A 13,134-nucleotide genomic window follows, 5' to 3' on the forward strand; every position below is an offset into this window, starting at 1 on the left:
CTACCACCCAAGCGGGGAAGGGAAAAGTGGCCTATACTGGCCCCGATGAGCCTCGCCAAACGCATCGTCCCCTGCCTGGACGTCCACGCCGGCCGGGTGGTCAAGGGGGTGAACTTCGTGAACCTGAGGGACGCCGGGGACCCCGTAGCGGCGGCCCAGGCCTACGACCAGGCGGGAGCGGACGAGCTCGTCTTTTTGGACATCTCCGCCACCCACGAGGAGAGGGCCATCCTCCTGGACGTGGTGGCCCAGGTGGCGGAAAGGGTCTTCATCCCCCTCACCGTGGGCGGGGGGGTGCGCTCCTTGGAGGATGCCCGGAGGCTCCTCCACGCCGGGGCGGACAAGGTGAGCGTGAACTCCGCCGCCGTGAAAAGGCCCGAGCTCATCCAGGAGCTCGCCGACCACTTCGGCGCCCAGGCGGTGGTCCTGGCCATTGACGCCCGCTGGCGGGGGGATTTCCCCGAGGTCTACATCGCGGGGGGAAGGGTGCCCACGGGCCTCCACGCCGTGGAGTGGGCGGTGCGGGGGGCAGAGCTTGGGGCCGGGGAGATCCTCCTCACCAGCATGGACCGGGACGGGACCAAGGAGGGGTACGACCTAAGGCTCACCCGCCAGGTGGCCGAGGCGGTGAACGTGCCCGTGATTGCGAGCGGCGGCGCGGGGCATATGGCGCACTTCCTCGATGCCTTCCAGGCGGGGGCGGAGGCCGCCTTGGCCGCCAGCGTCTTCCACTTCGGCGAGATCCAAATCCCCGAGCTCAAACGCTTCCTGGCGGAAAAGGGCGTGCGGGTGCGGCTAGACTAGGGGCATGGACCTGGAGGTGCGCTTTGACGAGCGGGGCCTCGTCCCGGTGGTGGTGCAGGACGCCCGCACGGGGGAGGTCCTCACCCTGGCCTACGCCAACCGGGAAGCCCTGGAGGAAACCCTAAGGACGCGGCGGAGCACCTTCTATAGCCGAAGCCGCCAGGCCCTCTGGCGCAAGGGGGAGACCTCGGGGCATTTCCAGGAGGTGGTGGAGGTCCTCCTAGACTGCGACGGGGACGCCGTGGTCTACAAGGTCCTCCCCAAGGGCCCCGCCTGCCACACGGGGGAAAGGAGTTGCTTCCACCGCCCCCTCCTCCAGGAGAAAGCCACCCCTAGCCTCGGGGAGGTGCTGGAACGGGTCTACGCCACCATAGGAGAAAGGCTAAGGACCCTCCCCGAAGGGAGCTACGTGGCGAAGCTTCACCGGGCGGGCCTGGACCGCATCCTGAAGAAGATTGGCGAGGAAGCGGGGGAGGTGATCCTGGCCGCCAAAAACCACGACAAGGCCGAACTCCGCCACGAGGCGGCGGACCTCCTTTTCCACCTCCTCCTCACCCTGGCGGAGGAGGGGGTGGGGTTAGAGGACCTGGCCGAAACCCTCTGGGAGCGGCACAAACCCCGGGAATAGGCCCCTGGGCCCTTATGATGGAACCATGGAAATTGAGCGCAGGCTCGTCCTGGAAGTGGTGCGGGTGACGGAACAGGCGGCCTTGGCGGCGAGCCGTTTCGCCGGCAAGGGGGACAAGGAGGCGGTGGACGAGGCGGGCACCGAGGCCATGCGCCGGGTCTTAAACGAGCTCCCCATCCGGGGCACCGTGGTCATCGGTGAGGGGGAGATGGACGAGGCCCCCATGCTCTACATCGGGGAGGTCCTGGGGCAGGGGGGCCTGGAGGTGGACATCGCCGTGGACCCCGTGGAGGGCACCACCACCGCCGCCAAGGGCCTGCCCAACGCCGTGACCGTCATCGCCTTAAGCGAAAAGGGCGGGCTTTTCCACGCCCCGGACATGTACATGGAAAAGCTCATCGTCCCCCCGCCCGCCGCCGGGCTCGTGGACCTCACCTGGCCCGTCTCCGCCAACCTGAAGGCCTTGGCCCTGGCCCTGCAACGCTCGGTGGAGGACCTGGTCATCGTGGTCCTGGACCGGCCCCGGCACGAAAGGCTCATCCGGGAGATCCGGGAAGCGGGGGCCCGGGTCAAGCTCATCTCCGACGGGGACGTGATCGCCGCCCTGGCCGCCGCCATACGGGGAACCGGGGTCCACGCCGTCATGGGCATCGGCGGGGCCCCGGAAGGGGTCTTGGCCGCCGCCGCCCTCAAGTGCCTGGGCGGGGAGATCCAGGCCCGCTTCGTGCCGCAAAACGAGGAGGAGCGGGCGCGGCTTAGGGCCATGGGCGGGGACGAGAACCGGGTCTACCGCACGGAGGACCTAGCCCCGGGCAAGGAGATCGTCTTCGCCGCCACGGGCATCACGGACGGGGACATCCTGGAGGGGGTGCGCTTCTTCGGCGGGGGGGCCAGGACCCACTCCATCGTCATGGGCCACGCTACCCGGGTGGTGCGCTTTATAGACTCCATCCACCTCTTTGAAACCGGGGCCCGGGTCACCATACGGGTGTGACGACTCCCCGCTCTTCAGAGCGGGGCTTCTCAGTTCAGAACGCGAGGGCATCCCTCCCCGAAGGCCCCGTCCAGGCCTTCGCCAGGATGTTCCGCGCAGCGGCCACATGGCCACATCCCGGTGCAGGGAAGTCCCACAAGCGGGACAGGTGAACTCCCTGACCCACAAGGGTCGCCTCTCCCTGTGGCCGCACACCGGGCAGTCCTGGCTGGTGTACTTAGGGTCTACCGTTATCACTCGCCTACCAGCCTCCTCCGCTTTGTAGGCAAGGATCCGCAAAAACTGAGCCCAACCAGCGTCATGTACGCCCTTAGCCACGTGGCTACGGCTCAGACCTAGGATGTTCAGGTCTTCGTGGACGATGGTTCCATAGCGGTTCACCAACCCCCGGGCCACCTTGTGGTGAAAATCCAGCCGTTGCCGGGCTACCTTCCGGTGAAGCCGGGCAAGCTCCTCTTTTGCCTTGTCGTACCGGTTGCTACCCCGTTTCTTACGGGAAAGCTCCCTCTGCTTCCTAGCTAGTTTGTTTTGAGCCTTTTGATAATACCTGGGGGCTTCTATCTTCTCCCCCTCCGAGGTGATGAGAAAGTGAGGGTTGGTCCCCAGGTCAATGCCCACCGCCTCGCCAGAAGGGGAAAGGGGTTTGGGCTCCACCTCGCAGATAAGTATCAGGTACCATGCATCCCCTTCCCGCTTGACCGTGGCGGTCTTGAGTTGCCCCTCTAAGGGTCGGTGAAGCTTCACCTTTACCGAACCAACGCCGTGGATGAGCACCCGCTTCCCCCCTCCTGGAGTTTGACCCCGGTGGCGTAGGCTTGGGGGAAGGTGAAGGAGTCGTAGCGTCCCTTTCCCTTGAACCGGGGATAACCGGCTTTTCCCCCTTTGGCCCTAACCCGACGGAAGAAGCCTTGAAAAGCCCGGTCTACCCTTTGGAGAACGTCTTGCAGGACCTGGGAGTGGACCCTTTGGTACTCGGGCAGGTCAGCCCGTATCTCGGGGAGCCATCGCTTTTGCTCGTGGAGGGAGAGGCTTTTCTTCGCCTTCTTGTAGGCCTCCCTCCTCTCCTGAAGGGCGGCGTTGTAGAGCTGGCGGCAGAGTTCCAGGGTGCGTTCTAGGTCTTTTTGTTGGGGCTTGGTGGGATAGAGGCGGTATTTGAAGGCTCTACGCGCCACCTGTCTACCATGACAGGGCATCTGGCGCCCACGATGCTCTGTCTGCCTCCAGAGGGCGGGGGGGAGGCCATGTATCCCAGGGGCGGAAAGTCCGGGGGATTATGGCTCCTCCACGCCCACTCTCTTCTGTAAAATGGCCCCATGGACCTCTTTCCCATCCTCCAGGAACTCCACCAACCCGGCGGCAAAATCCTCCTCGTGGTCCTAGACGGCGTGGGGGGGCTTCCCTTAGAGCCAGGAGGCCCCACGGAGCTGGAGGCGGCCCAAACCCCTAACCTAGACCGCCTGGCCGCGGAGAGCGCCCTAGGCCTCCTCACCCCCGTCCACCCGGGCCTTGCCCCCGGCTCGGGCCCTGGGCACCTGGCCCTCTTCGGCTACGACCCCTTCCGCTACGTGGTGGGCCGAGGGGCCTTGAGCGCCTTGGGGCTGGGGGCGGACTTCCGGGAAGGGGACGTGGCCCTAAGGGGCAACTTCGCCACCTTGGATGCGGAAGGGAAGGTGGTGGACCGCCGGGCAGGGAGGCCCTCCACCGAGGAAAACCAACGGGTGATCGCCAAGCTCAAGGAGGCCATCCCCCGGATAGAGGACGTGGAGATCCACTTCTACACGGAAAGCGAGCACCGCTTCTTGGTGATCCTAAGGGGCGAGGGCCTGGGGGACGGGGTGACGGACACCGACCCGCAGAAGGCGGGCCTTCCCCCCTTGGAGGCTAGGCCCCTGGACGAGGCCTCCCGGAAGACCGCCCACATCCTTAACCTCCTCGCCGAGCGCATCCGGGCGGTCCTTAGGGACGAACCCCGCCTCAACGGGGCCCTCTTCCGGGGGGCCTCCCAAAAGCCCCGGTTCCCCAGCTTCCAGGAGGTCTACAGCTTAAGGGCAGCGGCCGTGGCCAGCTACCCCATGTACAAGGGCCTCGCCGCCTTGGTGGGGATGGAGGTCCTCCCCGTGGAAGGGGAAGGGGACGCCCACGAGGGGAAGCTCAAGGCCCTGCGGGAGAACTGGGATCGGTACGAGTTCTTCTACCTCCACTTCAAGAAGACGGACGCCAAGGGGGAGGACGGGGACTTCCTTGGCAAGGTGCGGGAGATTGAGCGCTTTGACGCCTTCCTGCCCGAGCTCCTCGCCCTAAAGCCCGAGGTCCTCGCCCTCACCGGGGACCACTCCACCCCTGCGGCCTTGAAGGCCCACTCCTGGCACCCCGTGCCCCTCCTCCTCAAGGCCCCTTACCTGCGGCGGGACGAGGCGGGGCGCTTCACGGAGGCCGAGGCCCTCAAGGGAAGCCTCGGGCACCTGCGGGGGGTGGAGCTCATGCCCCTCCTCCTCGCCCACGCCGGAAGGCTTTTAAAGTACGGGGCCTAGAGGTACCCCGCCCGCCTAAGCTCCTCCTGGACCGCCTCGAGGACGAGCTCGTAAGCCCGGTCCAGGTCCACCCCCTTCAGCGTGGCCCCGGCGGCGGGCACGTGCCCGCCGCCCCCGAGCTTCAGGGCGATATTCTGGGCGGAAACCCCGCCCCGGGAGCGGATGGACACCTTCACCCCCTCCTCCCGCCTGCGCAGGAAGACGGAGACCACGCTCCCCTCCACGTAGCGGATAAGGCCCACGAAGTCGTCGGAGTCCTCCTCCTCCCGCTTGGCCTCCTCGGGCAGGTGGGCGGTGACGAGAAGCCCCCCGAAGTGGAAGGCCACGGTGGAGAGCACCTGGCCCATGAGGCGGAAGTAGGAGGGGGGGCGGAACTGGAGGCGGTCGGTGAGCTCGGCGAGCCTCACCCCGTAGCCCACGAGCTCCGCCGCCACCCGAAGCACCTCGGGGGTGGTGTTGGCGAAGCGGAAGTTGCCGGTATCCGTGAGGATGCCGGTGAGCACGGGGGTAGCGATCTCCTCCGTCCAGGCCACCCCCAGGAGGTCAATGAGGTCCTTGACCATCTGGGCCGTGGCCGCCTTGGAGGGGTCCACCACGTGGAGGTGGCCGAAGCGGGGATTGGTGCCGTGGTGGTCAATGTTGATGACGAAGCCCTCCACCGGCACCCCCACCACCCTCGAGGGCTCGGCGCTGTCCAAGGCCACCAGGGTGGCCCCAGGGGGAAGCTTCTCCACGGGGTCGGAGTACTCTTCCTCCTTGGGGAGGAAGCGGAGGAAGCGGGGAGGCTCGGCCACCCAGCGGGCGTCCTTGCCCAAAGCCTTGAGCGCCCGGTAAAGGCCCAAGGAGCTCCCGATGGCGTCCCCATCGGGGTCCACGTGGGTGGCGATGTAGATGGGGCCCTCCACCGCCTTGAGCACCTCGGCCACGAGCCGCATCTTTTCCCAGTACTTGGGGTCAGGGGCGTTCCCGTCCACGAAGCCCATCCTACAGGTTCCACCCCCCCGCCACCTCCAGGACCTGCCCCGTGAGGTAGGGCTCCCGGACGAAGAAGAGCACCGCCCGGGCCACCTCCTCCAGGAGGGCGAGCCGCCCCATGGGGATTTCCTGAAGGGGTTTGGAGACGGAGTTCTCCGCCACCCCGGGGGCCACCACGTTGGCGGTGATCCCCGCCTGGGCGAAGCGCTTGGCGATGGCCTTGGTGTAGAGGACCACCCCCATCTTGGCGATGGCGTAGGGGGTGATGTGGGGCCTGGCGATGGGGTTGGTGGCCCCGGCGTAGCCCAGGTTCACGATGCGCCCGTAGCCCTGGGCCACCATGAGGGGGAGGACCCTTTGGGTGAGGAGGAAGGTGGCGGTGAGGTTGGTGTCCATAATCCAGCGCCACTCCTCGAGGCGCACCTCCTCAATGGGCTTGTAGAGGTAGTCCCCCACGTTGTTCACCAGAACGCCAATCCCCCCCAGGTGGTAGCGCACCTCCTCCACCAGGCCCGCCACCTCCTCCTCCCGGGTGAGGTCCGCCCGCACCTTGATGGCCTTCACGCCCAGGGCCTCCGCCTCTTGCCTCGTGGCCTCCGCCAGGCCCTCGGAGGTGCGGTAGTGCACGGCCACGTTAAACCCCTCCTTGGCCAAGGCCAGGAGGATGGCCCGCCCAATCCCCTTGGCGCTTCCCGTGACCAGGGCTACCCGCATGGCCCCTCCAGGTATTTTTCCAAAAGCCTCCGGGTGAAGGTGTTGAGGGGGTAGGCGAGGGCCGCCTCGGGGCTCAGCCAGGCCCATTCCAGGATCTCCTCGCCCGGCCGCACCTCCCCCTCCCCCTGAGCAACATAGTTGAAGAGGAGCATGTGGGTAGGCTTATGGAACTCCGGGCTAAAGAGGGCTTCCTGCACGAAGAGGAAGCGGACCGCCTTGAGGGCTAGCCCCACCTCCTCCAGAATCTCCCGCCTTAAGGCCTCCTCCAGCCGCTCCCCCCAGGCCACCTTTCCCCCCGGCACCCCCCATAGCCCCCGCCACTTGGCGGTGCGCACCAGGAGCACCTTGTCCCCTTGCACCACTAAGGCCCCCACCGTGGGGATGGGATACTGCGGGCGATCCTCCATACGTACCCAAGGCCAAGATACAGGGCCTGGAGGAGGACAAAGGTGAGGTACGCTGCAGGCTGGTGGAAGAGGAGGAAGACCCCGAGGAAAAAGAGCTGCGTGCTAAGCCCTAGGTTCACCACCCCTGCCAAGGCCCACTCGTCAAAGAAGCGCAAGGGGTCCAGGCCCAAGCGCCTCTGCAGGGAAACCTCCAGGGCCCGGATGGCGCGGTCCTGGGGGAGGAAGAGGAGGGCGTACACGCCCTTTAGGAGGCGGAGGATAGGGGTTTCCGGGCCCTCGGGCTCCTTGGGGAGGGGAAGCCCCCGCACCTCCCGGTAAAGCCTTTCCAGGTTGAAGTCAAAAGACTGGACCAGGGTGAAGACGAAAAAGGCAACGACGGCTCGCTCCACCTCCCCCGTGTGCAGGGCCAGGGCGAGAAAGAGGGCGAGGTTGCCCAGGAAGTCCATCTCCGTGTCCAAATAGCGGCCCAAAGCGCTCACCTCCCCCCTAAGCCGGGCGAGCTGCCCGTCGGCGTTGTCCAGGACGGTCTTGAGCTGGAGGAGGAGGGCGGCATAGAGGTCCTCGCCCCGGTGGAGGAGCCAGGCGGCCAGGAGGACGAGGCCCGTGTGGAGGAGGACCAGGTGGTGGGGGCGCACGGGGGTGGGGAGGAGGAGGCGGACCAGGAGGTGGGCCAAGGGGCGGAAGAGGAGGGCGTTTAGGAACTCCTGTACCGGCCTTTCCTTCGCCCCCGGCACCATGGCTAGTCCTTAAGGCGCTCCAAGACCCAGGCCACCACCTCGTCCAGGGTCATGCCGCTGGTGTCCAGCACCAGGGCGTCCGGGGCGGGGGCGCTTTGCGCCTTGTCCTTCTCGTCCCGCTCCAAGAGGTCCTTGAGCACCGCCTCGTAGGTCTCGGGCCGCTCCTTGGCCCGCCGTCTCGCCCTAACCTCGGGGCTTGCCGTGAGGTAGAACTTGTGGGGGGCGTGGGGAAAAACGGCGGTGCCCATGTCCCGCCCTTCGGCCACGAAGGGCGGGGGCACCTCCCGAAGCCTCGCATTCACCCAGGCCCTCACCCCCGGGTGGCGGGCCACCTCCGAGACCACCCGGTCCACCTCGAGGGTGTGGAGGAAGGGCGTGAGGTCCTCCCCGTCCGCCAAAACCCGGTTTTCCCGCCCCGGGACGAGACGCACCCTATGGGCCTGGAGAAGCCGAAGGAGCCCCTCCTCGTCCCTAGGGTCCACCCCGGCCCTCAGGGCCAAAAGGGCCGCCCCCCGGTAGAGGAGGCCGCTACTCAGGTAAGGCACCCCCAACGCCTCCGCCACCCGCTTGGCCACGGAACTCTTTCCGGAGGCGGAAGGCCCGTCTAGGGTCACGATCCCCCGCATAGCCCAAGGAGGTCCCGGAAGAAACCGGGGTAGGAGATTTCCGCCCACTCGGGCTCGTGGACCCGCACACCCACGGGGAGGCCCGCCACGGCGAAGGCCATGGCGATGCGGTGGTCGTGGAAGGGCTCCACCTCCCCCCTCCGCACCCCGCCCCCCCGGATGCGGAGCCAGTCCGGGCCCTCCTCCACCTCTACCCCCAAGGCCCGCAGGTTGTGGGTGATGGCCCGCACCCGGTCCGACTCCTTCACCCTGAGCTCGGAAAGGTTGGGAATAAAGGTCTCCCCCTCCGCCCAGGCGGCGGCGGCGGCCAGGATGGGCACCTCGTCCACCATAAGGGGAATGAGGCCAGGGTCCACGGAAACCCCCTTGAGGGGGCTATACCGGGCCCGCACGTAGCCCACGGGCTCGCCGTCTTCGCCCTCCAGGACCCGCCATTCCAGGTCGGCCCCCATGGCCAGGAGAACCTGCAAAAGCCCCGTGCGGGTGGGGTTCAGGCCCACCCCCTCCACCACCACCTCCGAGCCCGGGACGATGAGGGCCGCCACCAGGAAGAAGGCGGCAGAGGAGAAATCCCCCGGGACCAGGAGGTCCTTGGCGGGGAAAGGGGAGGCTTTCTCGGTCCGGATCCGGTTCCCTTCCACCCGAAGGGGCAGGCCAAAATGGCGGAAGAGCCTTTCCGTGTGGTCCCGGGTGGGGACGGGCTCCTCCACCTCGGTGACCCCCTCGGCGAAGAGGCCCGCCAGGAGGAGAGCGCTTTTCACCTGGGCGCTGGGCACGGGTAGGGTGTAGCGGATGCCCCGCAGAGGAGCCCCCCGCACCCCCAAGGGGGCCCTTTTCCCCCCCTCCCGCCCGTCCACCTGGGCCCCCATGGCCCGCAAAGGCTCCACCACCCGGCCCATGGGGCGGCGGCGGAGGGAGCTATCCCCGGTCAGGACGGCAAAGACCCCCTCCTGCCCCGCCAGGATGCCCAGGATGAGGCGCATGAGGGTGCCGGCGTTTCCGCAGTCCAGGACGTCCTCGGGCTCCTTTAGGCGAAGGCCTTGGCCCCGCACGCGGAAGTGCGGGCCTTCCTCCTCTATCCCCGCCCCCAAGGCCCTTAGGACCCGGGCGGTGGAAAGGGTGTCCCCGGCCTTCAAGGGGTAAAAAAGCCTCCCCTCCCCTTCCGCCAGGGCGAGGAGCATGAGGCCCCGGTGGGTCACGGACTTGTCCCCGGGCACCCGCAAAACCCCCCGCAAGGGGCCGCAGGGCGCGAGGTCCAGGTGGGTGCGGTCCATGCCCCCTAGTCTTGGGCGGGAAGGGGCCTTCGGTCAAGGCTTGGAAGAAAAGGGGGGCTTTTCTAGAATAGGGGACAAGCATGGCCCTGGCCTGGCAAAGCCCGGTGTACCTAGAAAGGGCCCGCCTTTTGGACCAGCTCCCCGAGGCGGTGGGCTTTGCCGTCCTCCTCCAGGCCCCGGCGGGGTTTGGCAAAAGCGTCTTGGCCGGGCAGCTTTCCGCAAGGCTTGGGATGCGCACCCTCTGGGGAAGCGCCCTCCTCGGGGAGCCCCGGGCCCTCTTGGCGAAGGGCCTGGGCCTGCCCGAGGAGGCCCCCTGGGGGGTCATCCTGGAGGCCCTAAAGGCCGAGCCCACCTTGGTGGTCCTCGAGGACCTCACCGGGGAGGAGGCCCTCTCCCCCCTTCTCCGCACCCTCCCCTGCCTCCTGGTCCTGGCGAGCCGCAAGGCCCTCCCCTACCCCGAGCTCCCCAAGCTCCTGGCCGAGGGGAGGCTTCTCCGCTTGGGGCCGGAGGATCTGGCCTTCACCCTGGAGGAGGCCAAGGCCCTCTTTGGGGGCCGCGGACCCTGGGAGGAGGCCCACCGGGCCACGGGGGGGTGGCCCCTGCCCCTTTTCCTCTCCGCCCTCACGGGAAAGCCCCCGGAGGCCCAAGCCCTCCTCCAGGGCCTCCGGGAAAGCTTAAGCGAAGGGGAGTTCCGGGAAGGGCTTCTCATGGCCGCCCTCCCCTTCCTCCCCCAAGCCCACGCCACCCCCGAGACGGAAAGCCTCTTCCAAAAGGGGCTTTTGCGCCTCACCCCCGAGGGGTTCCGCCTGCACGGCCTCATGAAGGAGATGGCCCTGCGAAGCCTCCTCCCCGAGGTGAGAGAGGCGGTGCGGGGGGCGGAGGGTAGGCTTCCCCCGGAGCTTCTGGCGGAGGCCTACTCCGCCAGCGGCCTCACGGAGGACCTCCTCGCCCTCCTGGAAAAGCCCATCCAGATAAGTATCCCGGCGGAACGCCTCCTCGCCTGGGAAGGGCTTTTGCGAAAAGGAGGGCCGAGGGCTAGGCTACGCCTCGGGGAGGCCCTCCTGCAGTGCGGCCGGAAGGAGGGGTTTCCCCTTTTGGAGGCGCTCGTGGAAGCCGAGGACCCCAGGGTCGCCCTCACCGCCCTGGGCCACCTGGCCTACTACCTGGCCGAGCCCCTTCTCGGGAAGGACCTCCCCCGGGCACGGGCCTATCTGGAAAGGGGCCTCGCCCTTCTGGAAAGGGTGCCCGGGGAGCTTGCGGGGCGCTTCCTGAACGATGCGGCCCGCGTGCCCTACGAGGAGGGAAGGCCCGAGGAGGCCCTGGGGCTTTTGGAAGAGGCCCTAAGGCGCCTTCCCCCGGAAAGCCCTTACCGCATCGCCCCCCTTAGCAACCTGGCCTTCCTGCGCTTTGAGCTCCAAGGGGACCTCCTGGGGCGCTTCGCCGCCCTGGAGGAGGCCTTGGAAAAGCTCCAGTACACCCACGCCAACCGCCCCGGCCATCTCCGGGACCTGGGGCGGCTTTACCTCCTCCTAGGGGAAAGGGAAAGGGCCAAGGGCTACCTCCGCCAAGCGGCGGAGGCCCCAGGAAACCCCTTGGCGGCCCTCGAGGCCCAGATGCTCCTCGCCCACCTGGAAGGGGATGGGGAAACCCTAGCCCGCCTGGTGGCACAGGCGGAGCTATGGGAAAACCCCTACCTAGTGGCCCGGGGAAGGGCTTTCCAGGCCGAACTAACGGGGGATGCCAGCCTGGTGGAGGGCCAGGAGGGCTTCCTCCCCCGCCTCACCCTGGCCCTCCTGAAGGGGGAAGCCCGCCTCCTCCCCCCCTACCCCGAGGAGCGGGAAGAAAGGCTTTACTGGCACGCCGCCCGCTACCGCCTTTTGGGGGAGGAAAAAGACCTGGAAGCCCTCCTCACCCTCACCAACGCGGGAAAGCGCATCCTTCCCGGCCTCATCCCCCTGCACCTCCTCCCCCGGTCCAGGCCTGAACTCAGCGTGGCCTACCCCCTGGCGGAGGTCCTCCGCTCGGGGTGGAAGGAGGCCATCCTCCTCCGCCACGCCGAGATTCCCCCCGTGCGGGTGGAGGTCCTGGGAAGGTTCCGCATAGAAGGCCCCTTGGGGCCGGTGGAGCTCAAGGGCAAGGCCAAGGAGGTTTTCGCCCTCCTCCTCCTCGGGCTTCCCCGGGAGGAGGTGGCCTTTGCCCTCTGGCCTGACCTTTCCGAGGAGGCCGCCCTGAACAACCTCTACGTGTGGCTTGCCCGGCTTCGTAAGGCCCTGGAGCCCTGGGGGGTGCCCACCTACCTCCAGGAGGAGGGCCTCGCCCGGGTGGAAGCGGACCTCCTCGCCTTGGAAAGGGCGCTGGAAACGGAAGGGGCTGAGGCGGCCCTGCGCCTCTACCAAGAACCCCTCTTCCCCGGCCTGGACCACCCCCTCTTGGACCGGAAGCGGGAAGAGGTGTTCCATCGGGTGCGGGCCCTTTTCCTCCAAAGGGGCGAGCCCCCTTACCTGGAGCGCCTCCTGGAGCTGGACCCCTTGGACGAGGAGGCCCTTATCCCCCTGGTGGAAGCCTGCCTCCGAAGGGGGCAGAAGGCCCGGGCCCTAAGGTTTTTGGAGGGCTACCGCAAACGGCTATGGGAGGAGCTTGGCGAAAGGCCATCCCCCCGCCTTCAGGCCCTCCTCAGCCGCCTTTCGGGCTAGCCCCGAGGAGAAGCCCTTTTCCCTCCAAAGTAGCCTCCTCCCCCGCCTCCAGGAGGAAGGTGGCGGGGGGCTTCAGGACCTCTCCCTCAAGCCTCGCCTCCCCCTCCAAGAGGGTGAGGACCAGGGGGGCCTCCGCCCCCAAGGCGAGCCGCCCCGCCAAGGGGTAGCGGAAGAGGTCAAAAAAGGGCGTGGAAAGAAGCTTCTCCCCCCCTTCCACGGGTTCGGGCTGCACCTCCGGCAGGGGAAGGGGCTCCAAGCGGGCCACGGCCAGGGCCTTCTCCAGGTGGAGTTCCCGGGGGCGGCCGTAATCGTAAAGCCGGTAGGTCAGGTCCGAGGGGGTCTGGACCTCGTAGACCCGCACCCCGGGCCCCAGGGCGTGGACCAGGCCGGCGGGGAGGTAGACCACCTGCCCCGGCCTCACCGGCAACCGGTTCAGGACCTCGTCCAGGGTACCCTCCTTAGCCCTTGCCACCACCTCCTCCGGGGTCACGGGGCGGCGGAAGCCGTAGACGATCTCCCCCGGAGCGAGCACGTACCAGGCCTCGTACTTGCCGGGCTTCCCCTCCACCTGGAGGGCGTAGGCGTGGGGGGGGTGCACCTGGACGGAAAGCCAGTCCCTGGGGTCCAAAAGCTTCACCAAAAGGGGGGCTTGGCAAAGCCAGACCTCGCCGATGCCGGGACCAAAGCCCAAGGCGCTTCCCCCCCAGATGCGGGCCACGGGTTTGGGCGGGCAAGGCCGCATGGGGGTTAG

At 67.7% G+C, this 13,134-nt stretch carries 13 protein-coding genes and 1 pseudogene; 5 read left to right on the top strand and 9 right to left on the bottom strand.

What is annotated here, in order from left to right; translation table 11 throughout:
- Nucleotides 1–45: 45 nt before the first annotated feature.
- The 3 genes from hisF to glpX are packed head-to-tail and all read left to right on the top strand — an operon-like array spanning nucleotide 46 to nucleotide 2,426.
- Complete coding sequence (hisF, locus tag A0O31_RS02515; RefSeq protein ID WP_071676541.1) at nucleotides 46–804, top strand: imidazole glycerol phosphate synthase subunit HisF; 759 nt, start codon at nucleotides 46–48, stop codon at nucleotides 802–804.
- A gap of 4 nt (nucleotides 805–808) precedes the next feature.
- The gene (hisIE, locus tag A0O31_RS02520) at nucleotides 809–1,432 is read left to right on the top strand and encodes a bifunctional phosphoribosyl-AMP cyclohydrolase/phosphoribosyl-ATP diphosphatase HisIE (RefSeq protein WP_071676542.1); all 624 of its coding nucleotides are present in this window, start codon (nucleotides 809–811) and stop codon (nucleotides 1,430–1,432) included.
- A gap of 25 nt (nucleotides 1,433–1,457) precedes the next feature.
- Nucleotides 1,458–2,426, top strand: coding sequence for a class II fructose-bisphosphatase (gene glpX / locus A0O31_RS02525; RefSeq protein WP_071676543.1), 969 nt, complete (start codon nucleotides 1,458–1,460; stop codon nucleotides 2,424–2,426).
- A 171-nt stretch (nucleotides 2,427–2,597) separates the two neighbouring features.
- Here the strand turns inward: glpX and A0O31_RS13005 are convergent.
- Both A0O31_RS13005 and A0O31_RS13010 read right to left on the bottom strand, forming a co-directional pair.
- Nucleotides 2,598–3,206, bottom strand: a pseudogene (locus tag A0O31_RS13005) (RNA-guided endonuclease InsQ/TnpB family protein); the annotation flags it as partial.
- Nucleotides 3,173–3,619 (bottom strand): RNA-guided endonuclease InsQ/TnpB family protein, encoded by a 447-nt coding sequence (locus A0O31_RS13010; RefSeq protein ID WP_237259020.1) that lies wholly within the window; start codon nucleotides 3,617–3,619, stop codon nucleotides 3,173–3,175. The pseudogene A0O31_RS13005 and the gene A0O31_RS13010, both read right to left, overlap by 34 nt.
- A 120-nt stretch (nucleotides 3,620–3,739) precedes the next feature.
- On the opposite strand from A0O31_RS13010, the gene A0O31_RS02535 reads away from it, so the two are divergent.
- On the top strand, nucleotides 3,740–4,957 hold the full coding sequence (locus A0O31_RS02535; protein ID WP_071676544.1) for a 2,3-bisphosphoglycerate-independent phosphoglycerate mutase: 1,218 nt from the start codon (nucleotides 3,740–3,742) through the stop codon (nucleotides 4,955–4,957).
- Here A0O31_RS02535 and A0O31_RS02540 read toward each other — a convergent pair.
- Genes A0O31_RS02540 through aroA form a run of 6 tightly spaced genes read right to left on the bottom strand, consistent with a single transcriptional unit; the run spans nucleotide 4,954 to nucleotide 9,690 of the window.
- Nucleotides 4,954–5,931 carry a DHH family phosphoesterase gene (locus A0O31_RS02540; protein WP_071677901.1) on the bottom strand — a complete coding sequence of 326 codons (978 nt, stop codon included), beginning with the start codon at nucleotides 5,929–5,931 and terminating at the stop codon, nucleotides 4,954–4,956. The genes A0O31_RS02535 and A0O31_RS02540 overlap by 4 nt on opposite strands.
- A gap of 10 nt (nucleotides 5,932–5,941) precedes the next feature.
- Complete coding sequence (gene tmpR, locus A0O31_RS02545) at nucleotides 5,942–6,646, bottom strand: bifunctional dihydropteridine reductase/dihydrofolate reductase TmpR (protein WP_071676545.1); 705 nt, start codon at nucleotides 6,644–6,646, stop codon at nucleotides 5,942–5,944.
- Nucleotides 6,637–7,053, bottom strand: a complete 417-nt coding sequence (locus tag A0O31_RS02550; RefSeq protein WP_071676546.1) for an NUDIX domain-containing protein — start codon at nucleotides 7,051–7,053, stop codon at nucleotides 6,637–6,639. Before A0O31_RS02550 ends, tmpR begins: the two co-directional genes overlap by 10 nt.
- Complete coding sequence (locus tag A0O31_RS02555) at nucleotides 7,008–7,790, bottom strand: CDP-alcohol phosphatidyltransferase family protein (protein WP_071676547.1); 783 nt, start codon at nucleotides 7,788–7,790, stop codon at nucleotides 7,008–7,010. The genes A0O31_RS02550 and A0O31_RS02555 overlap by 46 nt, the downstream gene beginning before the upstream one ends.
- Before the next feature lie 2 nt (nucleotides 7,791–7,792).
- A complete protein-coding gene (gene cmk / locus A0O31_RS02560) occupies nucleotides 7,793–8,416 on the bottom strand; it encodes a (d)CMP kinase (RefSeq protein WP_071676548.1) in 624 nt (207 codons plus the stop codon).
- On the bottom strand, nucleotides 8,401–9,690 hold the full coding sequence (gene aroA / locus A0O31_RS02565; protein ID WP_071676549.1) for a 3-phosphoshikimate 1-carboxyvinyltransferase: 1,290 nt from the start codon (nucleotides 9,688–9,690) through the stop codon (nucleotides 8,401–8,403). The genes cmk and aroA overlap by 16 nt, the downstream gene beginning before the upstream one ends.
- A gap of 80 nt (nucleotides 9,691–9,770) precedes the next feature.
- Between aroA and A0O31_RS02570 the strand changes: the two genes are divergently transcribed.
- Complete coding sequence (locus A0O31_RS02570) at nucleotides 9,771–12,383, top strand: AfsR/SARP family transcriptional regulator (RefSeq protein ID WP_071676550.1); 2,613 nt, start codon at nucleotides 9,771–9,773, stop codon at nucleotides 12,381–12,383.
- Here A0O31_RS02570 and A0O31_RS02575 read toward each other — a convergent pair.
- On the bottom strand, nucleotides 12,364–13,125 hold the full coding sequence (locus A0O31_RS02575) for a class I mannose-6-phosphate isomerase (protein ID WP_071677902.1): 762 nt from the start codon (nucleotides 13,123–13,125) through the stop codon (nucleotides 12,364–12,366). The two genes, A0O31_RS02570 and A0O31_RS02575, sit on opposite strands and share 20 nt — an antisense overlap.
- Between the last annotated feature and the right edge of the window lie 9 nt (nucleotides 13,126–13,134).

The sequence above is a fragment of the Thermus brockianus genome, from assembly GCF_001880325.1.
GTDB classification, from domain to species: Bacteria; Deinococcota; Deinococci; order Deinococcales; family Thermaceae; genus Thermus; species Thermus brockianus.